Below are 25692 nucleotides of genomic sequence, written 5' to 3'. Positions count from 1 at the left end.
GCCGTCGGCGGGGGCACTGTCGGCGGGGTGGCTTAGGGTTTCGTTCCGTGGAAGACGATCTGTTCACCGCCGCCGCAGAGGAACGCCGGGAGAAGGACCCCGCCGGCCGCCCGCTGGCGGTCCGGATGCGCCCGCGCACCCTGGACGAGGTCGTCGGCCAGCGGCACCTGCTGCGTCCCGGTTCCCCGCTGCGCCGGCTGGTCGGCGAGGGCGGGAAGGGGCCGGTGGGGCCCTCGTCGGTGATCCTGTGGGGGCCGCCCGGCACCGGCAAGACGACCCTGGCGTACGTCGTCAGCCGGGCCACCGACAAGCGCTTCACGGAGCTGTCGGCGATCACCGCCGGGGTGAAGGAGGTCCGGGCCGTGATCGACGGCGCCCGCCGCTCCTCGGGCGCCTACGGCAAGGAGACGGTGCTGTTCCTGGACGAGATCCACCGGTTCAGCAAGGCGCAGCAGGACTCCCTGCTGCCGGCCGTGGAGAACCGCTGGGTCACCCTCATCGCGGCGACGACGGAGAACCCGTACTTCTCGGTGATCTCCCCGCTGCTGTCCCGCTCGCTGCTGCTCACCCTGGAGCCGCTGACCGACGACGACCTGCGGGGGCTGCTGCGCCGCGCGGTCGCCGACGAACGCGGGCTGGGCGGCGCGGTGACGCTGCCCGAGGACGCCGAGGCGCACCTGCTGCGGATCGCCGGCGGCGACGCGCGCCGGGCGCTCACCGCGCTGGAGGCGGGCGCGGGCGCGGCCCTGGCCAAGGGCGAGGAGACGATCACCCTGGCGACGCTGGAGGAGGCCGTCGACCGGGCGGCGGTCACGTACGACCGCGACGGCGACCAGCACTACGACGTGGCCAGCGCGCTCATCAAGTCCATCCGCGGCTCGGACGTGGACGCGGCGCTGCACTACCTGGCGCGGATGATCGAGGCGGGGGAGGACCCGAGGTTCATCGCCCGGCGGCTGATGATCTCCGCGAGCGAGGACATCGGCATGGCCGACCCCACGGCGCTGCAGACGGCCGTGGCCGCCGCGCAGGCGGTGGCGATGATCGGCTTCCCCGAGGCGCGGATCACCCTCGCCCAGGCGACCATCGCCCTGGCCCTCGCGCCGAAGTCCAACGCCGCCTACCTGGCGATCGACGCGGCCCTGGCGGACGTGCGGGCGGGGCTGGCCGGCCCCGTGCCGCGGCACCTGCGCGACAGCCACTACCAGGGCGCGAGGAAGATGGGCCACGGCGAGGGCTACCGGTACCCGCACGACGTGCCGGGCGGTATCGCCGCGCAGCAGTACGCCCCGGACGGCGTCCACGGCAAGCGCTACTACGAGCCCACGCGGTACGGCGCCGAGGCCCGGTACGCCGAGGTGGCGGAGCGGGTGCGGGCCAGGCTGCGGGGGGAGGGCGCGCCGCGGGAGGAACCGAGGGGGGAGTCGAGGGGAGGGTAGGCCCGTCACTCCGGGTCCGCCTCGGACGCCGTGTCGGACGCCGTGTCGAACGCCGCCTCGGACGCCGCTTCGAACAGGGCGCGCACGGCCCGTTGTGCCTCCCGGAGGTTCCGCACCGGGTGGGGGAAGTCGAAGCGGGCGTCGAAGCCGTGGCCGTCCGCCCAGAACCGCACCCGCATCCCGAACCGGTCCAGCGCCAGCGGCACCACCCTCTCCCGGCCGCTCTCCCGGTCGCCGGCGGCGCAGGCCCGCTCGTGCCCTTCCAGCAGGGCGCACAGCCCGCGCAGCAGGTCGTCGTGGGCGGCGGCGAGGTGCTGGAGGACCTCGGTCTCGTGGTGGGCCAGCGGGTCGGGGGCGGCGGCCGCGAACTCCTCGGGCTCGACGCGGTCCGTGCCCCACAGGTCCTCGATCCGGCCCTCGCCGACCTCCAGCCGCAGCGGCGTCCACGCGTCGCCCGGGAACGGGCCGCTCGGGTGCCGCTCGGCGAGCAGCGCGGCGCAGGCGGCCCGCTCGGCGTCCGGCACGGGGGCGAGCCAGCCCGCCAGCCGAGCCCGGCCGCGGATGCGGTGGGGGACGGCGACGGGGGCCACGTCGGTGATCTCCACCACAGCGGCGAGGTCGTCGTCCCGGGCGTGCGCGGTGGCCCGGGCGGCCGGCGAACCGGCCGCGACCAGGACAATCACGTCCCCCCGAGGGGTGACGACGCGGGCTTCGGCGGCTCCCTGCCCGGGATCGCGGAGTTCGATTCCCGGAATGACCAGGGCGGCCGAGGCGTTCGCCTCGACGAGGGTACGCAACCGCTCGGCGGCGCTCGGTCGCCGGACGTCCGATTCCTCCTCGGGACGCGGCTGACCCCTTTCCACGCTCCTCGCGCCTTCGGTGCCGTCCGTGCGGTCGGTGCCGTGCGCGGAACCGGCGCCGGACAGGGGACTCCCAGGTCGAAACATGCGTTCTCCTCCGCTAAGGTAAGGCTCACCTAAGTTACACGGAGGTCCGTTCAACGTGAACCAGTCGCGTCCCAAGGTCAAGAAGTCGCGCGCGCTCGGCATCGCGCTGACCCCGAAGGCGGTCAAGTACTTCGAGCAGCGCCCCTACCCGCCGGGTCAGCACGGCCGGGGCCGCAAGCAGAACAGCGACTACAAGGTTCGGCTGCTGGAGAAGCAGCGGCTGCGCGCCCAGTACGACATCAGCGAGCGCCAGATGGCGCGCGCCTACGAGCGCGCCCGGAAGGTCGAGGGCAAGACCGGCGAGGCGCTCATCGTCGAGCTGGAGCGCCGGCTCGACGCGCTCGTGCTCCGCTCCGGGCTCGCCCGCACCATCTACCAGGCCCGGCAGATGGTCGTGCACGGCCACATCGAGGTCAACGGCCGCAAGGTCGACAAGCCCTCCTTCCGGGTCCGCCCGGGCGACGTGGTCATGGTCCGCGAGCGCAGCCGCGACAAGCACCCCTTCCAGGTGGCCCGCGAGGGCGGTTACGCGACCGACGGCGAGACCCCGCGCTACCTGGAGGTCAACCTCCAGGCGCTGGCGTTCCGCCTGGACCGCGACCCCAACCGCAAGGAGATCCCGGTCCTCTGCGACGAGCAGCTCGTCGTCGAGTACTACGCCCGCTGACGCCCACCGAGCGTCGCCCGCGCGCCCGGGCCTCCCGGTTTCCGGCCCTCCCTCCGCCCTTCCGCGGAGGGAGGGCCGCCGCGTGTGCGCACCGCCGTGCCGGGGAGAATTGCCGGGGAGAATGCGGTACAGGCGAGGTGTTCCGGCGCGATAAGGTCGGTATCCGCCGTCGCACCCGTGGGATCGGTGGGCGCAGGTCCCTTCACGAGCCACGGCGCGGCGGCCGACCCCCATACATCCGAGGGAAGCGGTGCAGCGTGTCCGGTGGAGAGGTGGCCGGCCTCCTGGTGGCCGTCTTCTGGGCGATCCTGGTGTCGTTCCTCGCCGTGGTGCTGGTGAGGCTCGCGCAGACGCTCAAGGCGGCGACCAAACTGGTGACGGGCGTGACGGAGCAGGCGGTCCCCCTTCTCACCGAGGCGTCCGAGACCGTCCGCTCGGCACAGAGCCAGCTCAGCCGGGTGGACGCCATCGCGGCCGACGTCCAGGAGGTGACCGCCAACGCCTCGGCGCTCTCCTCCACCGTCTCCACCGCCTTCGGCGGCCCGCTGGTGAAGGTCGCCGCGTTCGGCTACGGCGTACGCCGCGCCCTCGGTCGCAGGAACAGCCCGCCGCGGCCCCGGCGCACCGTCGTCGTGGGTCGGTCCGTCCCGGCGGCGCGCCGGGCGGGCCGCACGCGCCGCGACGGACGCGACGGAGAGGACTGAGCCCACCGTGTTCCGCCGCGCCTTCTGGTTCGGAGCCGGCGCCGCCGCCGGCGTCTGGGCCACCACCAAGGTCAACCGCAAGCTGCGCAGCCTCACGCCCGAAAGCCTCGCCGCCAGGGCGGCCGACCAGGCCGTGGCGGCCGGGTACCGGCTGAGGGACTTCGCGCTCGACGTCCGCGCCGGAATGGCGCAGCGGGAGACCGAGTTGAACGAGGCACTGGGGCTGACGACACCCGTCGACCCCGCCCCCGACCACCCCGAGCTCCCCACGCGGGGAACGCCCCGGCCTCTGCCCGGCGGCCCCCGCCGCGGACTCGGCACCACCCACCCGTACGACCGGAATGAGGACCACTGATGGAGTCGGCTGAAATCCGCCGCCGCTGGCTGCGCTTCTTCGAGGAGCGGGGGCACACCGTCGTGCCGTCGGCGTCGCTGATCGCGGACGACCCGACGCTGCTGCTGGTCAACGCGGGCATGGTGCCCTTCAAGCCGTACTTCCTGGGGGAGGCCACCCCGCCGTACAAGCGCGCCACCAGCGTGCAGAAGTGCGTGCGCACCCCGGACATCGAGGAGGTCGGCAAGACCACCCGGCACGGCACCTTCTTCCAGATGTGCGGCAACTTCTCCTTCGGCGACTACTTCAAGGAGGGCGCCGCCGAGCTCGCCTGGGAGCTGCTCACCACGCCGCAGGACAAGGGCGGCTACGGCCTGGACCCGGAGAGGCTGTGGATCACCGTCTACGAGGAGGACGACGAGGCCGAGCGCATCTGGCGCGAGGTCGTCGGCGTCCCCGCGGAGCGGATCCAGCGCCTGGGCAAGAAGGAGAACTACTGGGACATGGGCGTGCCCGGTCCCTGCGGTCCCTGCTCCGAGATCAACTACGACCGCGGCCCCGAGTTCGGTGTCGAGGGCGGCCCGGCCGTCAACGACGAGCGCTACGTGGAGATCTGGAACCTGGTCTTCATGCAGTACGAGCGCGGGCCGGGCGAGGGCAAGGACTACCCGATCCTCGGCGAGCTGCCCAGCAAGAACATCGACACCGGCCTCGGACTGGAGCGCCTGGCGATGATCCTGCAGGGCGTGCACAACATGTACGAGACCGACACCCTGCGCGCCGTCATCGACAAGGCCGGCGCGCTGACCGGCGTGCGCTACGGCGACGCCGAGGACAGCGACGTCTCGCTGCGCGTGGTCGCCGACCACCTGCGCACCTCCGTGATGCTCATCGGCGACGGCGTCACCCCCGGCAACGAGGGCCGCGGCTACGTGCTGCGCCGCATCATGCGCCGCGCCATCCGCAACATGCGCATCCTGGGCGCCGACAAGCCGGTCGTCGGCGAGCTGGTCGACGTCGTGATCTCCATGATGGGACAGCAGTACCCCGAGCTGATCACCGACCGGCAGCGCATCGAGACCGTCGCGCTCGCCGAGGAGGCCGCCTTCCTCAAGACCCTCAAGGCCGGCACCAACATCCTCGACGCCGCCGTCACCGAGACCAAGGCCGCCGGCGGCAGCGTCCTGCCCGGCGACAAGGCGTTCCTGCTCCACGACACCTGGGGCTTCCCCATCGACCTCACCCTGGAGATGGCCGCCGAGCAGGGCCTGTCCGTGGACGAGGAGGGCTTCCGCCGCCTGATGCGGGAGCAGCGGGAGCGCGCCAAGGCCGACGCCCGGGCCAAGAAGACCGGCCACGCCGACCTGACCGCCTACCGCGAGGTCGCCGACACCGCCGGGTCCACCGTCTTCACCGGCTACACCGACACCGAGGGCGAGGCCAGCGTCGTCGGCCTGCTCGTCAACGGCCTGCCCTCGCCGGCCGCCTCCGAGGGCGACGACGTCGAGGTCGTGCTCGACCGCACCCCGTTCTACGCCGAGGGCGGCGGCCAGCAGCCCGACACCGGCCGCATCCGTCTGGACAACGGCGCCGTCGTCGAGGTCCGCGACGTCCAGCAGCCGGTGCCCGGCGTCACCGTCCACAAGGGGACCGTCCAGGTCGGCGAGGTCACCGTCGGCGCCTCGGCCTACGCCGCCATCGACGTGGGGCGCCGCCGGGCCATCGCCCGCGCCCACAGCGCCACCCACCTCACCCACCAGGCGCTGCGCGACGCGCTGGGCCCGACGGCCGCCCAGGCCGGCTCCGAGAACGCCCCCGGCCGCTTCCGCTTCGACTTCGGCTCGCCGACCGCCGTGCCCGGCACGGTCCTGAACGACGTCGAGCAGAAGATCAACGAGGTTCTCGCCCGCGAACTCGACGTCACCGCCGAGGTGATGAGCATGGAGGAGGCCAAGAAGCAGGGCGCCATCGCCGAGTTCGGCGAGAAGTACGGCGACCGGGTGCGCGTGGTGACCATCGGCGACTTCTCCAAGGAGCTGTGCGGCGGCACCCACGTGCACAACACCGCCCAGCTCGGTCTGGTGAAGCTGCTGGGCGAGTCCTCCATCGGCTCCGGCGTGCGCCGCGTGGAGGCCCTGGTGGGCGTGGACGCCTACAACTTCCTCGCCCGCGAGCACACGGTGGTCTCCCAGCTCACCGACCTGCTCAAGGGCCGTCCGGAGGAGCTGCCGGAGAAGATCTCCGGGATGCTCGCCAAGCTCAAGGACGCCGAGAAGGAGATCGAGCGCTTCCGCGCCGAGAAGGTCCTCGCCGCCGCCGCGGGACTGGCCTCCTCCGCCCGGGACGTGGAGGGCGTGGCCTTCGTCGGAGGCCGGGTGCCCGACGGCACCACCGCCGACGACCTGCGCAAGCTCGTCCTCGACGTGCGCGGCCGCATCCAGGGCGGACGCCCGGCCGTGGTGGCCCTGTTCACGGTGGCGAACGGCCGCCCGCTGACCGTCATCGCCACCAACGACGCCGCCCGCGACCGCGGGCTGAGGGCCGGCGACCTGGTCCGCGTCGCCGCCAAGACCCTCGGCGGCGGAGGCGGCGGCAAGCCGGACGTCGCCCAGGGCGGCGGTCAGAACCCGGAGGCGATCGAGGAGGCCGTCGCCGCCGTCGAGCGCCTGGTGGCCGACTCCTCGGCGGCCGCCTGATGCGACGCGGCAGGCGGCTCGCCGTCGACGTCGGGGACGCCCGGATCGGGGTCGCGAGCTGCGACCCCGACGGGCTCCTGGCCACCCCCGTGGAGACCGTGCCGGGACGCGACGTCCCGGCCGCCCGCCGGCGGCTGGCCGAACTCGTCGCCGAGTACGAGCCCCTGGAGGTCGTGGTCGGGCTCCCGCGCTCCCTCAACGGACGCGAGGGCCCGGCCGCGGCCCGGGCGAGGGCCTTCGCGCGGGCGCTGGCCGGGGACATCGCCCCCGTGACCGTGCGTCTGGTGGACGAGCGGATGAGCACCGTCACCGCGGCCCGGTCGATGCGGGACTCGGGCGTGTCGTCGAAGAAGGGCCGGAGCCGCATCGACCAGGCGGCGGCCGTGGTCATCCTCCAGAGCGCCCTGGAGACCGAGCGGGTGTCGGGTGAGGCCCCGGGTGAGTGCGTCGAGGCGGCGTCCTGATCGCGGTACGGTAACGTTCCGCCCGGACGGCGCTGTTCGAATACCAGCCGTACGGCAGACGGTGTTTCGGACACCAGTGTCCGTGTGTAGGACCACCGGCTGCCGCCTCGCGGCTCTAGGGGATCGATGACTGAGTATGGCCGGGGCCCCGGCTCCGAACCGTGGCACCCCGACGACCCTCTCTACGGGGATCGGGGATGGAACGGTGCCCAGCACGGAGGCTGGGACCCGTACGCCGGACAGCAGCAGTACCAGCCCCAGCAGGCTCGGCACTCCCACGACCCCCTGACGGCCCCCTACGGGGAGCAGGGCTGGGACACCCAGGGCGACACCCAGGGCGGTGGACAGCCGTACGGCCGGCAGCCCGACCCCTACGGCGGGCAGCAGGGTGATCCGTACGGCGGTCACCACCACTACCAGCAGCAGCACGGCGACCCCTACGGCGGGCAGGGCTGGGACACCCAGGGCGGCGGGCGGTACCAGGACCACCACGGCGCCCAGGACCCCTACGGGCAGCAGCACGGCCCCCCGCAGCCGCAGCCCTCGTACGACCAGCAGCCCTCGTACGACCAGCAGTCTCCGTACGAGCAACAGCCCTCGTACGACCAGCAGCCCTCGTACGAACAGCAGCCTCCGTACGAACAGCAGCCTCCGTACGAGCAACAGCCCTCGTACGACCAGCAGCCCTCGTACGAACAGCAGCCCCCGCACGACCAGCGGCAGCACCCGCCGCAGGGCCGGCGCCGCGACGAGCCGGACCCGGGACCCGGCCCCGACGAGGAGACCGGCTGGGACCCCGGCCCGGACCAGGGCGAGCACGCCTTCTTCGCGGACGACGGGGACGGCGACGACGGCCGCGACGGGGACGACGACCGGTCCGGCCGCGGCGGACGCGACCGTCGGGGCCGGGACCGGCGCAGGAACGGCCTCGCCTGCCTCGTCGTCGCCGGCGTCCTGGTGGGCGGCGTCGGCGGCGTGGGCTACTTCGCCTACGACTTCTACCAGAGCCACTTCGCCGCCGCGCCCGATTTCTCCGGAGAGGGCAGCGGCGAGGTCCAGGTGGAGATCCCCGATGGCAGCAGCCTGGCGGAGATGGGAGCCATCCTGGAGAAGGCGGGCGTGGTCAAGAGCCAGGGCGCGTTCATCGAGGCGTCCACCGCCAACACCAAGGCGCAGACCATCCAGGCCGGCGTCTACATGCTCCGCAAGGAGATGTCCGCGGAGTCGGCCATCGAGATGATGCTCGACCCGTCCAGCCAGAACGCCCTCATCATCGCCGAGGGGAAGCGGGCCTCGGAGATCTACGCGCTGATCGACGAGAAGCTCGGCCTGGAGGAGGGCACCACCGCCCGGACCGCCGAGAAGACCGACATCGGCCTGCCCGAGTGGGCCGGGGGCAACCCCGAGGGCTTCCTCTTCCCGGCCAAGTACACGGTGGGGAAGGAGACCAAGCCCGAGGACCTGCTCAGGGAGATGGTCAAGCGGGCCGACCGGGAGTTCGCGAAGGTCGACCTGGAGGGCCATGTGGAGCGGCTCGGCCTGGAGTCCCCGCTGGACGTGCTCACCGTCGCCAGCCTGGTGCAGGCGGAGGGCAAGTACAAACACGACTTCGTGAAGGTCTCCCGCGTCGTCTACAACCGGCTCAAGCTCGACAACACCGAGACCAACGGCTACCTGCAGTTCGACTCCACGTACAACTACGCGAAGAACCAGTACACGCTGGACGTGCCCTCTCCCAGCACCATGGCGAAGTTCGACCACCCGTACAACACCTACGCCAAGAAGGGCCTGCCGCCGGGGCCGATCAACAGCCCGGGCGCGGAGGCGCTCCACGCCGCGGTCGAACCGGCCCGGGGCGACTGGTACTACTTCGTGTCCATCACGGAGGACAACACGGTGTTCTCCCGGACCTACGAGGAACACCAGAAGAACGTGGCGGAGTACGAGAAGGCCCAGCAGTGAGCGGATGAGCGGCGGCGCGGCGCCCGGACGCGAGGCGACCGGGCGGCCGGCCGGACGGCCCTCCGCCACGGCGGGGGCGCGGTTGCGGGTACTGTCCCTTCCCGTGGAGGGCCGAAGGACGCGGCCGGGCACGGACGAGAGGGAGCGCATCGGTGGGCAACGGCATCGCTGGGACCGGGAAGCGGGCGGCGGTCCTCGGATCCCCCATCGCCCACTCGCTCTCCCCGGTGCTCCACCGGGCGGCCTACGAGGCGCTGGGCCTGACCGGCTGGACCTACGACCGCTTCGAGGTGGACGAGAACGGCCTCGCACCCTTCCTGGAGAAGCTGACGGGGAGCGGTGCGAACTGGGCCGGGCTGTCGCTGACCATGCCGCTCAAGCGGGCCGTCATCCCGCTGCTGGACGAGATCGGCGACACCGCGGCGTCGGTCGAGGCCGTCAACACCGTGGTCTTCGGCGAGGACGGCCGCCGGCTGGGCGAGAACACCGACATCCCCGGCATGATCGCCGCCCTGCGCGAACGCGGCGTCGAGAGCGTCCCGCGGGCCGCGGTGCTCGGCGCCGGGGCCACCGCCTCCTCGGCGCTGGCCGCCCTCGCCCGGATCTGCGCCGGCGAGGTCACCGCGTACGTCCGCAGCCGGGCGAGGGCCGAGGAGATGCGCGGCTGGGGCGCGCGGCTGGGCGTGGAGGTGACGGTCGCCGACTGGGCGGACGCGCCCCGGGCGCTGACCGCGCCCCTGGTGATCGCCACCACCCCGGCGGGCGCCACCGACGGCCTGGCGGCGGCCGTGCCCGAGCGGCCCGGCACCCTCTTCGACGTCCTCTACGAACCCTGGCCGACCCCGCTGGCCGCCGCCTGGGCCGCCCGCGGCGGGCGGGTCCTCGGCGGCCTGGACCTCCTGGTGCACCAGGCCGTCCTCCAGGTCGAGACGATGACCGGCCGCGCCCCGGCCCCGCTCGCCGCCATGCGCGCGGCGGGCGAGGCGGCGCTGGCCGCCCGCGCCACCGGGGACACGCCGAGAATGTGAGACGGGCGTCCCGCCTGCTGGACGGGCGGCCGGTCCGGCGCCGCGATCGTGAAAGGATCGGGAGCGAGCACGTACGGGCCTGGACTGAGGAGCACCGTTGAGCAGGTTGCGCTGGCTGACCGCGGGGGAGTCGCACGGCCCCGCACTGGTGGCGACGCTGGAGGGGCTGCCCTACGGCGTGCCGATCACCACCGACATGGTGGCGGACGCACTGGCGCGGCGGCGGCTGGGCTACGGGCGCGGTGCCCGGATGAAGTTCGAGCGCGACGAGGTCACCTTCATCGGCGGCGTCCGGCACGGGCTGACCCTCGGCTCCCCGGTCGCGATCATGATCGGGAACACCGAGTGGCCCAAGTGGGAGAAGGTCATGGCGGCCGACCCGGTGGACCCGGCCGAACTCGCAGACCTGGCCCGCAACGCGCCCCTGACCCGGCCCCGACCCGGCCACGCCGACCTGGCCGGGATGCAGAAGTACGGCGTCCACGACGCCCGCCCGATCCTGGAGCGGGCCTCCGCCCGGGAGACCGCGGCCCGCGTGGCGCTGGGCACGGTGGCGCGCTCCTACCTGAGGGAGACGGCCGGCATCGAGATCGTCAGCCACGTCGTGGAACTGGGCGGCGTGGGGGCCCCTGCCGGCCTGGTGCCGAAGCCCGAGGACGTGGAGCGGCTGGACGCCGACCCGGTGCGCTGCCTGGACGCGGACGCGAGCAAGGCGATGGTCGAGGTGATCGACCAGGCCCACAAGGACGGCGACACCCTCGGCGGCGTCGTCGAGGTCGTCGCCCACGGCGTGCCGGTCGGACTCGGCAGCCACGTGCACTGGGACCGCCGGCTGGACGCCCGGCTGGCCGCGGCGCTGATGGGCATCCAGGCCATCAAGGGCGTGGAGGTCGGCGACGGCTTCGAGCTGGCGCGGGTGCCCGGATCGAAGGCCCACGACGAGATCGTGCCCGGTGAACCGGACACGGCGGCGCGAAGCGCCTCCACTCGGGACGGCGGCGGGCCACGGGTGGGCATCCGCCGCGCCTCGGGACGCTCCGGCGGCACCGAGGGCGGGCTGTCCACCGGGGAGCTGCTGCGGGTCCGGGCGGCGATGAAGCCCATCGCCACCGTGCCGCGCGCCCTGGCCACCGTGGACGTCGCCACCGGCGAGGCCGCCCGCGCCCACCACCAGCGCTCGGACGTGTGCGCGGTCCCGGCGGCGGGGATCGTCGCCGAGGCGATGGTCGCCCTCGTCCTCGCCGACGCGGTCGCCGAGAAGTTCGGCGGCGACAGCGTCACCGAGACCCGCCGCAACGTCACCGGCTACCTCGAGAACCTGGAGATCCGGTGAGCGCCGCCTCGGGCCCGGTCGTGGTCCTGGTGGGCCCGCCCGGCGCGGGCAAGACGACCGTGGGCACCGTGATCGCCCGGCGGCTCGGCGTCGCCCTGCGCGACACCGACGCGGACATCGAGGCCGCCGAGGGCAGGCCGATCCCGGAGATCTTCGTCGAGGACGGCGAGCCCCGCTTCCGCGAGCTGGAGCGACGGGCCGTGCGCGCGGCCCTCACCGAGCACGACGGGGTGGTCTCGCTCGGCGGCGGCGCCGTGCTGGACCCCGGCACCCGCGCCCTGCTCACCGGACTGCCCGTCGTCTTCCTGGACGTGGCGCTCGCCGACGCGATCAGGCGCGTCGGTCTGGACACCCCCCGACCGTTGCTGGCCGTCAACCCCCGCAAGCAGTGGCGCACCCTGATGGAACAGCGCAGGCCCCTGTACACCGAGGTGGCCCGCGCGGTCGTCGGCACGGAGGGCCGCGACCCGGAAGAGGTCGCCCAAGCGGTCCTGGACGCACTCGAGTTGAAGGACGCATGACCACCACACCTCCCACCCGCATCACCGTCGGCGGCAGCCCGGGCACCGCCCCCTACGACGTCCTCGTCGGCCGGCAACTCCTGGGCGAACTGCCGGGCCTGATCGGCACCGACGCCCGCCGCGTCGCCGTGATCCACCCCGAGGCGCTGGCCGAGACCGGCGAGGTCCTCCGCGAGGACCTGGCCGAGCAGGGCTACGAGGCCATCGCCATCCAGGTGCCCAACGCCGAGGAGGCCAAGACCGCCGAGGTCGCCGCGTACTGCTGGAAGGCGCTGGGCACCTCCGGCTTCACCCGCACCGACGTCGTCGTCGGCGTCGGCGGGGGAGCCACCACCGACCTGGCGGGCTTCGTCGCCGCGACCTGGCTGCGCGGGGTGCGCTGGATCGCGGTGCCCACCACCGTGCTGGGCATGGTGGACGCGGCGGTCGGCGGCAAGACCGGCATCAACACCGCCGAGGGCAAGAACCTCGTGGGCGCCTTCCACCCGCCGGCGGGCGTGCTGTGCGACCTGGCCGCGCTGGAGTCCCTGTCGGTCCACGACTACGTCAGCGGCCTCGCCGAGGTCATCAAGGCGGGCTTCATCGCCGACCCGGTGATCCTCGACCTGATCGAGGCCGACCCTGAGGCCGCGCGCGGCCCCGCCGGCCCGCACACCGCCGAGCTGATCGAACGGTCCATCAGGGTCAAGGCCAAGGTGGTCTCCTCGGACCTGAAGGAGTCGGGTCCGCGGGAGATCCTCAACTACGGCCACACCCTCGCCCACGCCATCGAGAAGAACGAGCGCTACAACTGGCGGCACGGCGCCGCGGTCGCCGTCGGCATGGTCTTCGCCGCCGAACTCGGCCGGATCGCGGGCCGGTTGGACGACGCCACCGCCGACCGTCACCGCACGATCCTGACGTCCGTCGGACTGCCCGTCACCTACCGCGGCGACCAGTGGCCCAAGCTGCTGGAGACGATGAAGGTGGACAAGAAGACCCGCGGCGACCGGCTGCGCTTCATCGTCCTGGACGGACTGGCCAAGCCCACCGTCCTGGAGGGGCCGGACCCGGCGATGCTGCTCGCCGCGCACGCGGAGATCGCGGACTGACCGTCGGTCGGCCACCGACCGATCACCACCTTCGAACACACGGGCACTCCTCCGCTTCCCCGGCCGTTCACACAGAGTCGGCCGGGGAAGGTACCGTTCGGTACCGGACAGACGGTGACACCCGGCCAGGCCCGACCGGGCCCGCGCGGGACACCTGTACGGAAACGGAGTTGGGACCGGATGCAGCAGTACGGGACGCAGCGGCCCGTCCCGCCCTCGGGCTCCACCCAGGGGCACCCCCAGGGACACCCACCGCACCCTCATCCCCCCGCGCACCCGCAGCCCGCCGTCCACCCCGGCTGGACCCCGCCCCAGGCACCTCCCCCTCCGCAGGCCCCGCACCAGGCACCTCCGCCGGCACCTCCGCAGGCCCCCGTCCCGCCCCCTCCGCACCCGCCCGCGTCCGTGCCCCCCCGACCGGCCCCCGAGGCCACCGGGCACATCCGCCTGCCGTCCGGCGCCCCGGTGCAGACCCCGGTCGGCACCGAGCAGGCCGCGGGCCCCGTCACGGTGGAGGTCGCGCACACCGCCGCCGTCGCCGTCCTGCTCATCGGCCCGGCCGGCGCCGGCAAGACCACCGTCGCCCGGTACTGGGCCGACCACCGTCGGGTGCCCACCGCGCACATCAGCCTGGACGACGTGCGCGAATGGGTGCGCTCCGGCTTCGCCGACCCCCAGTCCGGCTGGAACGAGCACTCCGAGGCGCAGTACCGTCTCGCCCGCCGCACCTGCGGCTTCGCCGCCCGGAACTTCCTGGCCAACGGCATCTCCTGCATCCTGGACGACGCCGTCTTCCCCGACCGGCCCGCCATCGGGCTCGGCGGCTGGAAGCGCCACGTCGGCCCCGGCCTGATCCCCGTCGTGCTGCTGCCCGGCCTGGAGGTCGTCCTGGAGCGGAACGCCGAGCGCACCGGCAACCGCCGGCTGTCCGACGAGGAGGTCGCCCGCATCCACGGGCGGATGGCCGGCTGGTACGGCTCCGGCCTGCCGATCATCGACAACTCGCGGCAGGACGTGGCGACCACCGCCCGGCTGCTGGACGAGGCCGTCGCCCGCAGCCTCGCCAGCCCGCCGAACTGGTAGCCGCCGTCCCCGGCCCCGCGGACCGTACGGCGGAGACCGGGCACGGGCGCGCACCGCCCGTCCGGACGTGTCGGAACGGCCCCCGCCCGCCGCCCTGCGTAGGCTCGGAAGCATGTCCGAGGTGCACGTGGCCCGCCGCTCACGGCTGCGCGACCGGTGGGTGGCGGCCGGCAACGAGGCCGCCCTGATCTCGCGGTCCGCCAACATCCGCTACCTGACCGGCTCCGCCGTCCCCGGCGCCGCCCTGCTGCTCGGGCCCGACGGCCGGGACACCCTGCTCACCCCGCGGGGACCGGTCGCCGACGGGCGCGCGGAGCCGCCGAGGGACACCGACGACCTGCGCTGCCTCACCCTGCCCGGCGCCACCTCCGACGCGGCCGTCGCCGCCGCCGAGCTGGCCGCCTCGTTCGGCACGGTGGCGCTGGCGGTGGAGGAGCACGACCTGACCGTGGCCCGGCACCGGGCCCTGGCCGCGGCCGTCCCGGGGGTGCGCCTGACCGACCTGGGCTGCGCGGTGGAGCAGCAGCGCCTGGTCAAGGACGAGGAGGAGCTGGCGGCCCTGCGGATCGCCGCCGAGATCACCGACCACGCCCTCGGCGAACTGCTGGAGTCCATCCTGGTCGGCCGCACCGAACGCCATCTGGCGCTGGAGCTGGAACGCCGCCTGATGGACCACGGCGCCGACGGTCCCGCCTTCCCCACCTCCGTCGCCACGGGCCGCAACTCCGGACTGGCGGGCCACCGGCCCACCGACCGGCGGGTGGAGGAGGGCGACTTCCTCAGCGTGCGCCTGGGCGCCCGCTACCGCGGCTACCGCTGCCAGATCGGCCGGACCTTCGTGATCGGCCCCGCCCCGGCGGACTGGCAGGTCGAGTTGTACGAACTGGTCTTCGCCGCACAGCGCGCCGGGCGGGAGGCACTGGCGCCCGGCGCGGAGTACCGTGAAGTCGACCGGGCGGCCCGGCAGCCGCTGGAGGCGGCCGGATACGGGGAGGCCCTGGAGCCGTACACCGGACACGGTGTGGGGCTGGAAATCGGCGAGGACCCTCGGTTGTCACCTGCGGCCATGGGTAAACTGGACGCTTGCGTGCCGGTCACCGTCGAACCGGGGGTTCACCTCCCGGGGCGGGGCGGCGTCCGGATCGACGACACGCTCGTCGTCCGCCCGCAGGCGGATGGCGGACCCGAGCTACTCACCATCACGACCAAGGAGCTGCTCGCCCTCTGATCGTCGCCCACTGACCGGGTCCCGATCGGAAGGCCGCGGTTCCTGGTCTCCGCAGCAGCAGTCTCAGGAGATTCCGCGACCGTGGCCACCACGAACGACCTCAAGAACGGCATGGTGCTCAAGCTCGACGGGGGCCAGCTCTGGTCCGTTGTCGAGTTCCAGCACGTCAAGCCCGGCAAGGGTGGCGCCTTCGTGCGCACCAAGCTCAAGAACGTGCTCTCGGGCAAGGTGGTCGACAAGACCTTCAACGCCGGTACCAAGGTCGAGACGGCCACGGTGGACCGGCGCGGCATGCAGTTCTCGTACAAGGACGGCGCCGACTTCGTCTTCATGGACACCCAGACGTTCGACCAGCTGACCATCTCCCCGGAGGTCGTCGGCGACGCCGCGAACTACCTGCTGGAGGGCCAGGACTGCACGGTCGCCATCCACGAGGGCAACCCGCTGTACATCGAGCTCCCGGCCGCCGTCGAGCTGACCATCGAGTACACCGAGCCGGGCGTCCAGGGCGACCGCTCCACCGGCGGCACCAAGCCCGCCCGGCTGGAGACGGGCTACGAGATCGGCGTTCCGCTCTTCATCACCACCGGCGAGAAGATCAAGGTCGACACCCGCACCGGTGAGTACCTCGGCCGGGTGAACAACTGACCGTGGCAGCCCGCACCAAGGCCCGCAAACGGGCCTTCCAGATCCTGTTCGAGGCCGACCAGCGCGACAGCGCCGTGACGGCCGTGCTGGCGGACTGGATCCGGCACGCTCGAACCGACAACCGGCAGCCGCCGGTCGGCGAGTACACGATGCAGCTGGTCGAGGGGTACGCGGAGCACGCGGACCGCATCGACGAGCTGATCTCGACCTACTCCGTCGGCTGGACCCTGGACCGGATGCCGGCCGTGGACCGCAACCTCCTGCGCCTCGCCGCGTACGAGCTGATCTGGGAGGACGAGGTGCCCGACGCGGTGGTGATCGACGAGGCGGTGCAGCTCGCCAAGGAGTTCTCCACGGACGAGTCCCCGTCCTTCGTCAACGGCCTGCTGGGACGCCTGAAGGAGCTCAAGCCGACGCTGAAGCGCGCCTGAGCGTCCGGCGCACACGGAGACGACGAACGCCGCGGGGCCCGGGACACGGAGACGTCTCGGGCCCCGCGGCGTTCCCGCGTGCCCGCCGGGGCCGGACGCCCGGGCGCGCCGTGGGAGCGAGGAGAACGCGACCGCCACCGGGCGGGCTCCGGAAGGAGAGACCCGCACGGTGGCGGTACGTTTCTGCGATCTTGGTGGTGTGTGCGACGGGCTCCGCGGACGCTCGGCCGAGAGCCCTCAGGCCTCCTCGTGTTGGACCGCTCGGCGCGCGTCGGCACCGAGCACGCCCCAGCTGATGAGCTGCTCGGTGAGCACCGACGGCGACTGGTCGTAGATGACGGCGAGGGTGCGCAGGTCGTCCTGGCGGATCGACAGCACCTTGCCGTTGTAGTCGCCGCGCTGACTCTGGATGGTCGCGGCGTACCGCTGCAGCGGGCCCGCCTTCTCGGAGGGGACGTGGGCCAGGCGCTCCAGGTCCAGGACGAGCTTCGGCGGCGGCTCGGCCGCCCCGCCCGGCGTGCTGCCCGGCAAAAGCTCCTGCACCGGGACGCCGTAGAAGTCCGCCAGCTCGGCCAGGCGCTGCACGGTCACGGCACGGTCACCGCGCTCGTACGAGCCGACCACGACCGCCTTCCAACGGCCCTGGGACTTCTCCTCCACGCCGTGGAGGGAGAGGCCCTGCTGGGTGCGGATGGCCCGGAGCTTGGCTCCGAGCTGTTTGGCGTATTCGCTGGACATATGGCTCCCCGGGGGACGTCTTCGTAACTCACTGTGATGTTACGCAGCGTAATGTCGGGCGTCAAGCCGAACGGATCCATACCGGGGGCGCGGGACGTGCGCGAACCCGCGCCCGGGCCCGCGCCGAGTCCCCCGGCGAGCGCTCCGGAGCGGGCCTGCTACCGTTGACGGCGCACCATCCGACTCCTTTAAGGCCCGTCCCGTGAGGCGGGGAAGGAGGTCCGTTCCGCATGGACGGCGACAACACCGTCAACCCCGTCGACACCGTCGACGCTCCCGCTCCGGCCCGCCCCGTCCTGGAGGCGCCGGACATCGCGCGGGTCCTGACCCGCATCGCCCACGAGATCGTCGAGCGCGCCAAGGGCGCCGACGACGTGGTGCTCCTCGGCATCCCCACCCGCGGCACGCACCTGGCCCGGCGGCTGGGCGCCAAGCTCCAAGAGATCACCGGACGGCCCCTGCCGGTCGGCTCGCTCGACATCACCATGTACCGCGACGACCTGCGGATGCGCCCGGCCCGCGCCCTGGCGCGCACCGAGATCCCCGGCGAGGGCATCGACGGGCGGCTGGTCGTCCTGGTCGACGACGTGCTCTTCTCGGGCCGCACCATCCGGGCCGCGCTCGACGCGCTGAACGACATCGGCCGTCCCCGCGCCGTACAGCTCGCGGTCCTCGTCGACCGCGGCCACCGCGAACTGCCGATCCGCGCCGACTACGTCGGCAAGAACCTCCCCACCTCGCTGCGGGAGACGGTCAAGGTCCAGCTCACCGAGGAGGACGGCCGCGACGGCGTGCTCCTGGGCGTCCGCGGGACCACCCCGGCCGGCGAACGGTAGCGCCCCCTCACACACCCCGCCGGGCCCGCGCCCGGCGCCCCGGACCCCGTCGCACGGGATCCGGCGCACCCCCGTGTGCGGGCGCCGCCCGCCCGCCCCATCCTCCACGGAAGGCAACAGATGAAGCGCCACCTCATCTCGGCCGCCGACCTCACCCGCGACGACGCCGTCCTCATCCTGGACACCGCCGAGGAGCTGGCCCGGGTCGCCGACCGGACGATCAGGAAACTCCCGACCCTGCGCGGCCGCACCGTCGTCAACCTCTTCTTCGAGGACTCCACCCGCACCCGGATCTCGTTCGAGGCCGCCGCCAAGCGCCTCTCCGCCGACGTCATCAACTTCTCCGCCAAGGGCTCGTCGGTCTCCAAGGGCGAGTCCCTCAAGGACACCGCGCTGACCCTGGAGGCGATGGGCGCCGACGCCGTCGTCATCCGCCACCACGACTCCGGCGCACCGCACCGCCTGGCCACCTCCGGCTGGATCGGCGGCTCGGTCGTCAACGCCGGCGACGGCACCCACGAGCACCCCACCCAGGCGCTGCTGGACTCCTTCACCCTGCGCCGCCGCCTGGTCGGCGGGCCCGACGGGGGAGCGGGCCGGGACCTGTCGGGCCGCCGGGTCACCATCGTCGGCGACATCCTCCACAGCCGCGTCGCCCGCTCGAACGTGCACCTGCTCACCACGCTCGGCGCCGAGGTCACCCTGGTCGCCCCGCCCACCCTGGTGCCCATCGGCGTGGAGCGGTGGCCGTGCGAGGTCTCCTACGACCTGGACGCCGTGCTGCCCAAGTCCGACGCCGTGATGATGCTGCGCGTCCAGCGCGAGCGGATGAACGCCGCCTTCTTCCCCACCGAGCGCGAGTACGCCCGCCGCTACGGCCTGGACGGCGACCGCATGGCGCGGATGCCCGAGCACGCCGTCGTGATGCACCCCGGCCCGATGAACCGCGGCATGGAGATCACCGCCGAGGTCGCCGACTCCGACCGCTGCACGGCGGTGGAGCAGGTGGGCAACGGCGTCAGCATCCGGATGGCCGTCCTCTACCTGCTGCTGGGCGGCGCCGAACCCGCCGTCGGCGCCCCCGCCCCCGCCACCACCCGCCCCGAGGAGACCGAGTGACCATGAACACCCACCTGATCCGCGGCGCGAGGATCCTCGGCGGCGAGCCCGCCGACGTACGGATCGCCGACGGGACCGTCGCCGAGATCGGCACCGGCCTGGCGGCCGACGGGGCCCACGTGATCGAAGCCGACGGACAGGTCCTGCTGCCGGGCCTGGTGGACCTCCACACCCACCTGCGCGAGCCCGGCCGAGAGGACTCCGAGACCGTCCTGACCGGCACCCGCGCCGCCGCGGCCGGCGGCTACACCGCCGTCCACGCCATGGCCAACACCTTCCCCGTGGCCGACACCGCCGGCGTGGTCGAGCAGGTCTGGCGGCTGGGGAAGGAGTCCGGATACTGCGACGTGCAGCCCGTCGGCGCCGTCACCATCGGCCTGGAGGGCAAGCAGCTCGCCGAACTGGGCGCGATGCACGACTCGGCCGCCTCCGTACGGGTCTTCTCCGACGACGGCAAGTGCGTGGACGACGCGGTGATCATGCGCCGCGCGCTGGAGTACGTCAAAGCCTTCGACGGCGTCATCGCCCAGCACGCCCAGGAGCCCCGGCTCACCGAGGGCGCCCAGATGAACGAGGGCGTGGTCTCCGCCGAGCTGGGGCTGGGCGGCTGGCCCGCCGTCGCCGAGGAGGCGATCATCGCCCGCGACGTGCTGCTGGCCGCGCACGTCGGCTCCCGGCTGCACGTCTGCCACCTGTCCACCGCCGGATCGGTGGAGATCGTGCGCTGGGCCAAGTCCAAGGGCTGGAACGTCACCGCCGAGGTCACCCCGCACCACCTGCTGCTCACCGACGAGCTGGTGCGCTCCTACGACCCCGTCTACAAGGTGAACCCCCCGCTGCGCACCGAGGCCGACGTCAGGGCGCTGCGCGAGGCGCTGGCCGACGGCACCATCGACTGCGTCGCCACCGACCACGCCCCCCACCCGCACGAGGACAAGGACTGCGAATGGGGCGCCGCCGCGATGGGCATGATCGGTCTGGAGACCGCCCTGTCCGTCGTCCAGCACACCATGGTCGACACCGGCCTGCTGGACTGGGCGGGCGTCGCCGACCGGATGTCCTTCCGCCCCGCGGCCATCGGCCGCCTCGCCGGCCATGGACGGCCCATCTCGGTGGGTGAGCCCGCCAACCTCACCCTGGTCGATCCGTCCTACCGTGGAGCGGTGGATTCCGCGCGCTTCGCGTCCCGCAGCCGCAACACCCCCTACCAGGGCCGCGAACTGCCGGGCCGCGTCACGCACACCTTCCTGCGGGGCAGGGCGACAGTCATGGACGGAAAGCTCGTATGAACCTCTCACCGGCGTCACTCGCCGCCCGGTACACCGCCGCTCCCGAGTCACAGCAGGTGACGGACTGGGGCTCCAGGATCGCCTGGGTGATCGGGCTCGCCCTGATCGTCGCCCTGCTGTACTGGCTGATGCGGGAGGGCTGGAAGTGGCGGGCGGTCCTCCAGTCCGACCTGCCCGACCTGCCCCGGACGCCCGCCGACCCGGGCGAGCCGAAGCTCACCATGACCGGCCGCTACCACGGCTCCACCACGGCCGGGCAGTGGCTCGACCGGATCGTGGCCCACGGGCTGGGCGCCCGCAGCCGCGTCGAGCTCACCCTCACCGAGCGCGGCGTGGACGTGGTGCGCCCCGGGGCGAACGACTTCTTCATCCCGGCCGACCGGCTGCGCGGCGCCCGGCTCGACAAGGGCATCGCGGGCAAGGTCCTCACCGAGGACGGCCTGCTGGTGATCACCTGGGAGCACGGCGGCAGGCTGCTGGACTCCGGGTTCCGCTCCGACCGGGCCGCCGAGCACGCCGCCTGGCGGGACGCGCTCCGGGCGATGTCCACCGGGGAGCCCGCCGGGCAGGCCGCCGACACCACCGACGACGACCCTCACGGCACCAGCGACGCTGCCGCCACCACGCACCATGAGGAAGGCGCACGATGACGACCTCCACCCGTAAAGCCGCCAGGGTGCCCGCCGTACTCGTCCTGGAGGACGGCCGCACCTTCCGCGGCAAGGCCTACGGGGCCGTGGGCGAGACCCTCGGCGAGGCCGTGTTCTCCACCGGCATGACCGGCTACCAGGAGACCCTGACCGACCCGTCCTACCACCGCCAGGTGGTCGTCATGACGGCCCCGCACATCGGCAACACCGGCGTCAACGACGAGGACCCGGAGTCCCGGCGGATCTGGGTGGCCGGCTACGTGGTGCGCGACCCCGCCCGCGTGCCCTCCAACTGGCGCTCGGTGCGCACCCTGGACGAGGAGCTGACCGCCCAGGGCGTCGTCGGCATCAGCGGCGTCGACACCCGCGCCCTCACCCGCCACCTGCGCGAGCGCGGCGCGATGCGGGTGGGCATCTTCTCCGGCGACGCCATCACCGACGAGGCCGACATGCTGGCCAAGGTGCGCAGCGCCCCCGAGATGGCCGGCGCCGACCTCGCCGCCGAGGTCGCCACCACCGAGCCCTACGTCGTCCCCGCGGTCGGCGCCAAGCGGCTCACCGTCGCCGCCGTGGACCTGGGCATCAAGGGCATGACCCCGCGGCGGATGGCCGAGCGCGGCATCGAGGTCCACGTCCTCCCCGCCACGGCCACGCTGGAGGACGTCTACGCGGTCGACCCGGACGGCGTGTTCTTCTCCAACGGCCCCGGCGACCCCGCCACCGCGGACCACCCCGTCTCGCTCATGCGCGGCGTGCTGGAGCGCTCCACGCCGCTGTTCGGCATCTGCTTCGGCAACCAGGTCCTCGGCCGCGCGCTCGGCTTCGGCACCTACAAGCTCAAGTACGGCCACCGCGGCATCAACCAGCCCGTGCAGGACCGCCTCACGGGCAAGGTCGAGGTCACCGCGCACAACCACGGCTTCGCCGTGGACGCCCCCGTCGACGCGCCCAGCGACACCCCCTACGGCCGCGCCGAGGTCTCCCACGTCTGCCTCAACGACGGCGTGGTCGAGGGCCTGCGCCTGCTCGACCGCCCCGCGTTCAGCGTCCAGTACCACCCCGAGGCCGCGGCCGGCCCGCACGACGCCTCCTACCTCTTCGACCGGTTCGTCTCCCTGATGGAGGGCCAGCGTGCCTAAGCGCACCGATATCCAGTCCGTCCTGGTCATCGGCTCCGGTCCGATCGTCATCGGGCAGGCCGCCGAGTTCGACTACTCCGGCACCCAGGCGTGCCGCGTCCTCAAGGCCGAGGGCATGCGGGTGATCCTGGTCAACTCCAACCCCGCCACGATCATGACCGACCCGGAGATCGCCGACGCCACGTACGTCGAGCCGATCACCCCGGAGTTCGTCGAGAAGATCATCGCCAAGGAGCGCCCCGACGCGCTGCTGCCCACCCTCGGCGGTCAGACCGCCCTGAACACCGCGATCGCCCTCCACGAGTCCGGCGTCCTGGAGCGCTACGGGGTGGAGCTGATCGGCGCCAACGTCGAGGCGATCCGCAAGGGCGAGGACCGCGACCAGTTCAAGGAGGTCGTGGAGGCGGTCCGCGCCAGGATCGGGCACGGCGAGTCCGCCCGCTCGGTGATCTGCCACTCCATGGAGGAGGTCCTGGCCGGGGTCGAGGAGCTCGGCGGCTACCCCGTGGTCGTCCGCCCCTCCTTCACCATGGGCGGCGCGGGCTCCGGCTTCGCGCACGACGAGGACGAGCTGCGCCGCATCGCCGGCCAGGGGCTGGCGCTCTCCCCGACCACCGAGGTGCTCCTGGAGGAGTCCATCCTCGGCTGGAAGGAGTACGAGCTGGAGCTGATGCGCGACCGCAACGACAACGTGGTGGTCGTCTGCTCCATCGAGAACCTCGACCCGATGGGCGTCCACACCGGCGACTCCATCACCGTCGCCCCGGCGATGACGCTGACCGACCGCGAGTACCAGGTGCTGCGCGACATCGGCATCGCCGTCATCCGCGAGGTCGGCGTGGACACCGGCGGCTGCAACATCCAGTTCGCCGTCAACCCCGCCAACGGCCGGGTCATCGTCATCGAGATGAACCCGCGCGTCTCGCGCTCCTCGGCCCTGGCGTCGAAGGCCACCGGCTTCCCGATCGCCAAGATCGCCGCCAAGCTGGCCGTGGGCTACACCCTCGACGAGATCCCCAACGACATCACCGAGCAGACCCCGGCCTCCTTCGAGCCCACCCTCGACTACGTGGTGGTCAAGGTCCCGCGCTTCGCGTTCGAGAAGTTCCCGGCCGCCGACTCCACCCTCACCACCACCATGAAGTCGGTGGGCGAGGCCATGGCGATCGGCCGCAACTTCCCCGAGGCGCTGAACAAGGCGCTGCGCTCGCTGGAGAAGAAGGGCAGCCGGTTCGACTTCACCGGCGAGGTCGGCGACAAGGCCGAGCTGCTGGAGGCGGCCCGGCGCCCCACCGACGGACGCCTGGCCACCGTCATGGCCGCCATCCGGGCCGGGGCGAGCCCCGAGGAGGTCTTCGAGGCCACCCGGATCGACCCCTGGTTCGTCGACCAGCTCTTCCTGATCAAGGAGATCGCCGACGAGCTGGCCGCCGCCGAGCGGCTCGACCCCGAGCTGCTGGCCGAGGCCAAGCGGTACGGCTTCTCCGACGCCCAGATCGCCGAGATCCGGGGGCTGCGCGAGGACGTCGTCCGCGAGGTCCGCCACACCCTCGGCGTGCGCCCCGTCTACAAGACCGTCGACACCTGCGCGGCGGAGTTCGCGGCGAAGACCCCGTACTTCTACTCCTCCTACGACGAGGAGAGCGAGGTCGCCCCGCGCGAGAGGCCCGCCGTGATCATCCTCGGCTCGGGCCCCAACCGCATCGGCCAGGGCATCGAGTTCGACTACTCCTGCGTCCACGCCTCCTTCGCCCTGCGCGACGCCGGCTACGAGACCGTGATGGTCAACTGCAACCCCGAGACGGTCTCCACCGACTACGACACCTCCGACCGGCTGTACTTCGAGCCGCTCACCCTGGAGGACGTCCTGGAGGTCGTCCACGCCGAGCAGCAGGCCGGCCCCGTCGTGGGCGTGATCGTCCAGCTCGGCGGCCAGACCCCGCTCGGCCTGGCCCAGGCGCTCAAGGACAACGGGGTGCCCATCGTGGGCACCTCCCCGGAGGCCATCCACCTCGCCGAGGACCGCGGCGCCTTCGGCCGCGTCCTGGCCGAGGCCGGGCTGCCGGCGCCCAAGTACGGCACCGCCTTCTCCTTCGAGGAGGCCAAGGAGATCGCCGCCGGCATCGGCTACCCGGTCATGGTCCGCCCCTCCTACGTGCTCGGCGGGCGCGGCATGGAGATCGTCTACGACGAGTCCTCGCTGGCGGAGTACCTCACCCGCCACGCCGGCCTGATCTCCGAGCACCCGGTGCTGATCGACCGGTTCCTCGACGACGCCATCGAGATCGACGTCGACGCCCTCTACGACGGCACCGAGCTGTACCTCGGCGGCGTGATGGAGCACATCGAGGAGGCGGGCATCCACTCCGGCGACTCCGCCTGCGCGCTGCCGCCGATCACCCTGGGCGCCCACGACATCAAGCGGCTGCGGGCCTCCACCGAGGCCATCGCGCGCGGCGTGGGGGTGCGCGGACTGATCAACATCCAGTTCGCGCTCGCCGGGGACATCCTCTACGTCCTGGAGGCCAACCCGCGCGCCTCCCGCACCGTCCCCTTCACCTCCAAGGCCACGGCCGTCCCCCTGGCCAAGGCCGCCGCCCGGATCTCGCTGGGCGCGACCATCGCCGAGCTGCGCGCCGAGGGCCTGCTGCCGGCGGACGGGGACGGCGGCACCCTGCCGCTGGACGCGCCGATCTCCGTGAAGGAGGCCGTGCTGCCCTGGACCCGCTTCCGCGACGTCCACGGCCGCGGCGTGGACACCGTGCTCGGCCCGGAGATGCGCTCGACCGGCGAGGTCATGGGCATCGACTCGGTCTTCGGCACGGCCTACGCCAAGTCGCAGGCCGGGGCGTACGGCGCGCTGCCCACCAAGGGCCGGGCCTTCGTCTCGGTCGCCAACCGCGACAAGCGCTCGATGATCTTCCCGGCCCGCGAACTGGTCGCCATGGGCTTCGAACTGCTGGCCACCTCCGGCACCGCCGAGATCCTCCGGCGCAACGGCATCAACGCCACCGTGGTGCGCAAGCACAACGAGGGTCCCGGTCCGAACGGCGAGAAGACCATCGTCCAGCTCATCCACGACGGCGAGGTCGACCTCATCGTCAACACCCCCTACGGCACCGGAAGCCGGCTGGACGGCTACGACATCCGCACCGCCGCGGTCGCCCGCGGCGTGCCCTGCCTGACCACCGTCCAGGCCCTGGCGGCCGCCGTCCAGGGCATCGAGGCCCTCACGCGCGGGGACGTGAGCGTCCGTTCCCTCCAGGAACACGCGGAACACCTGATCGCCGCCCGCGAGAGGTGAGACGGGGAGGGGGGACACCGGCCGGTGTCCCCCCTCCGCCG

General features: G+C 72.9%; 23 protein-coding genes. 21 read left to right on the top strand and 2 right to left on the bottom strand.

Going from position 1 to position 25692, the window contains the following annotated elements; all coding sequences use genetic code 11:
- Window positions 1–47: 47 nt before the first annotated feature.
- Window positions 48–1439 carry a replication-associated recombination protein A gene (locus tag ABD335_RS10205; protein ID WP_344321851.1) on the top strand — a complete coding sequence of 464 codons (1392 nt, stop codon included), beginning with the start codon at window positions 48–50 and terminating at the stop codon, window positions 1437–1439.
- Between the two features lie 5 nt (window positions 1440–1444).
- Here the strand turns inward: ABD335_RS10205 and ABD335_RS10200 are convergent, their stop codons facing one another.
- A complete protein-coding gene (locus ABD335_RS10200) occupies window positions 1445–2386 on the bottom strand; it encodes a DUF2470 domain-containing protein (RefSeq protein ID WP_425583590.1) in 942 nt (313 codons plus the stop codon).
- 55 nt (window positions 2387–2441) lie between these two features.
- Here ABD335_RS10200 and rpsD point away from each other — a divergent pair, with 55 nt between their 5' ends.
- The 14 genes from rpsD (at window position 2442) to nusB (ending at window position 16576) form a co-directional block, all read left to right on the top strand.
- Window positions 2442–3053 carry a 30S ribosomal protein S4 gene (gene rpsD / locus ABD335_RS10195; RefSeq protein WP_344321849.1) on the top strand — a complete coding sequence of 204 codons (612 nt, stop codon included), beginning with the start codon at window positions 2442–2444 and terminating at the stop codon, window positions 3051–3053.
- Between the two features lie 257 nt (window positions 3054–3310).
- Window positions 3311–3757 (top strand): DUF948 domain-containing protein, encoded by a 447-nt coding sequence (locus ABD335_RS10190; protein ID WP_344321847.1) that lies wholly within the window; start codon window positions 3311–3313, stop codon window positions 3755–3757.
- A 7-nt stretch (window positions 3758–3764) separates the two neighbouring features.
- Window positions 3765–4112: a DUF6167 family protein gene (locus ABD335_RS10185; protein WP_344321846.1), complete on the top strand. Its 348-nt coding sequence runs from the start codon at window positions 3765–3767 to the stop codon at window positions 4110–4112.
- A complete protein-coding gene (alaS, locus tag ABD335_RS10180) occupies window positions 4112–6787 on the top strand; it encodes an alanine--tRNA ligase (RefSeq protein ID WP_344321845.1) in 2676 nt (891 codons plus the stop codon). Before ABD335_RS10185 ends, alaS begins: the two co-directional genes overlap by 1 nt.
- Complete coding sequence (gene ruvX, locus ABD335_RS10175) at window positions 6787–7251, top strand: Holliday junction resolvase RuvX (RefSeq protein WP_344321844.1); 465 nt, start codon at window positions 6787–6789, stop codon at window positions 7249–7251. The genes alaS and ruvX overlap by 1 nt, the downstream gene beginning before the upstream one ends.
- A 126-nt stretch (window positions 7252–7377) precedes the next feature.
- On the top strand, window positions 7378–9213 hold the full coding sequence (gene mltG, locus ABD335_RS10170) for an endolytic transglycosylase MltG (RefSeq protein ID WP_344321843.1): 1836 nt from the start codon (window positions 7378–7380) through the stop codon (window positions 9211–9213).
- Between the two features lie 152 nt (window positions 9214–9365).
- A complete protein-coding gene (locus tag ABD335_RS10165) occupies window positions 9366–10241 on the top strand; it encodes a shikimate dehydrogenase (protein ID WP_425583589.1) in 876 nt (291 codons plus the stop codon).
- 97 nt (window positions 10242–10338) lie between these two features.
- A complete protein-coding gene (gene aroC, locus ABD335_RS10160; RefSeq protein WP_344321841.1) occupies window positions 10339–11574 on the top strand; it encodes a chorismate synthase in 1236 nt (411 codons plus the stop codon).
- Entirely contained in the window at window positions 11571–12095 is a 525-nt protein-coding gene (locus tag ABD335_RS10155) for a shikimate kinase (protein WP_344321840.1), read from the top strand. The genes aroC and ABD335_RS10155 overlap by 4 nt, the downstream gene beginning before the upstream one ends.
- Window positions 12092–13186: a 3-dehydroquinate synthase gene (aroB, locus tag ABD335_RS10150; protein WP_344321839.1), complete on the top strand. Its 1095-nt coding sequence runs from the start codon at window positions 12092–12094 to the stop codon at window positions 13184–13186. The genes ABD335_RS10155 and aroB overlap by 4 nt, the downstream gene beginning before the upstream one ends.
- 180 nt (window positions 13187–13366) lie before the next feature.
- On the top strand, window positions 13367–14269 hold the full coding sequence (locus ABD335_RS10145; protein ID WP_344321838.1) for an AAA family ATPase: 903 nt from the start codon (window positions 13367–13369) through the stop codon (window positions 14267–14269).
- Window positions 14270–14381: 112 nt separating this feature from the next.
- A complete protein-coding gene (locus ABD335_RS10140; RefSeq protein WP_344321837.1) occupies window positions 14382–15497 on the top strand; it encodes an aminopeptidase P family protein in 1116 nt (371 codons plus the stop codon).
- 81 nt (window positions 15498–15578) lie between these two features.
- On the top strand, window positions 15579–16145 hold the full coding sequence (gene efp / locus ABD335_RS10135; protein WP_344321836.1) for an elongation factor P: 567 nt from the start codon (window positions 15579–15581) through the stop codon (window positions 16143–16145).
- 2 nt (window positions 16146–16147) lie between these two features.
- Window positions 16148–16576 carry a transcription antitermination factor NusB gene (gene nusB, locus ABD335_RS10130; RefSeq protein ID WP_344321834.1) on the top strand — a complete coding sequence of 143 codons (429 nt, stop codon included), beginning with the start codon at window positions 16148–16150 and terminating at the stop codon, window positions 16574–16576.
- A gap of 237 nt (window positions 16577–16813) precedes the next feature.
- Here nusB and bldD read toward each other — a convergent pair whose 3' ends face one another.
- A complete protein-coding gene (bldD, locus tag ABD335_RS10125; RefSeq protein WP_031507748.1) occupies window positions 16814–17314 on the bottom strand; it encodes a transcriptional regulator BldD in 501 nt (166 codons plus the stop codon).
- A gap of 230 nt (window positions 17315–17544) precedes the next feature.
- Between bldD and pyrR the strand changes: the two genes are divergently transcribed.
- From pyrR to carB, 6 genes are all read left to right on the top strand, one after another.
- A complete protein-coding gene (gene pyrR / locus ABD335_RS10120; protein ID WP_344321833.1) occupies window positions 17545–18150 on the top strand; it encodes a bifunctional pyr operon transcriptional regulator/uracil phosphoribosyltransferase PyrR in 606 nt (201 codons plus the stop codon).
- Window positions 18151–18270: 120 nt separating this feature from the next.
- Window positions 18271–19269, top strand: coding sequence for an aspartate carbamoyltransferase catalytic subunit (locus ABD335_RS10115; RefSeq protein WP_344321832.1), 999 nt, complete (start codon window positions 18271–18273; stop codon window positions 19267–19269).
- A gap of 2 nt (window positions 19270–19271) precedes the next feature.
- Window positions 19272–20558 carry a dihydroorotase gene (locus ABD335_RS10110; protein ID WP_344321831.1) on the top strand — a complete coding sequence of 429 codons (1287 nt, stop codon included), beginning with the start codon at window positions 19272–19274 and terminating at the stop codon, window positions 20556–20558.
- Window positions 20555–21208, top strand: coding sequence for a PH-like domain-containing protein (locus ABD335_RS10105; RefSeq protein WP_344321830.1), 654 nt, complete (start codon window positions 20555–20557; stop codon window positions 21206–21208). Before ABD335_RS10110 ends, ABD335_RS10105 begins: the two co-directional genes overlap by 4 nt.
- Complete coding sequence (gene carA, locus ABD335_RS10100) at window positions 21205–22347, top strand: glutamine-hydrolyzing carbamoyl-phosphate synthase small subunit (protein WP_344321829.1); 1143 nt, start codon at window positions 21205–21207, stop codon at window positions 22345–22347. Before ABD335_RS10105 ends, carA begins: the two co-directional genes overlap by 4 nt.
- Complete coding sequence (gene carB / locus ABD335_RS10095) at window positions 22340–25651, top strand: carbamoyl-phosphate synthase large subunit (RefSeq protein WP_344321828.1); 3312 nt, start codon at window positions 22340–22342, stop codon at window positions 25649–25651. Before carA ends, carB begins: the two co-directional genes overlap by 8 nt.
- The last annotated feature ends 41 nt before the right edge of the window (window positions 25652–25692 follow it).

Origin of the sequence: Streptomyces macrosporus, assembly GCF_039533145.1 — a bacterium.
Classification (GTDB): domain Bacteria; phylum Actinomycetota; class Actinomycetes; order Streptomycetales; family Streptomycetaceae; genus Streptomyces; species Streptomyces macrosporus.
The sequence above is the reverse complement of the archived record's forward strand: the minus strand, read 5'-3'. Positions and strand labels throughout refer to the sequence as shown.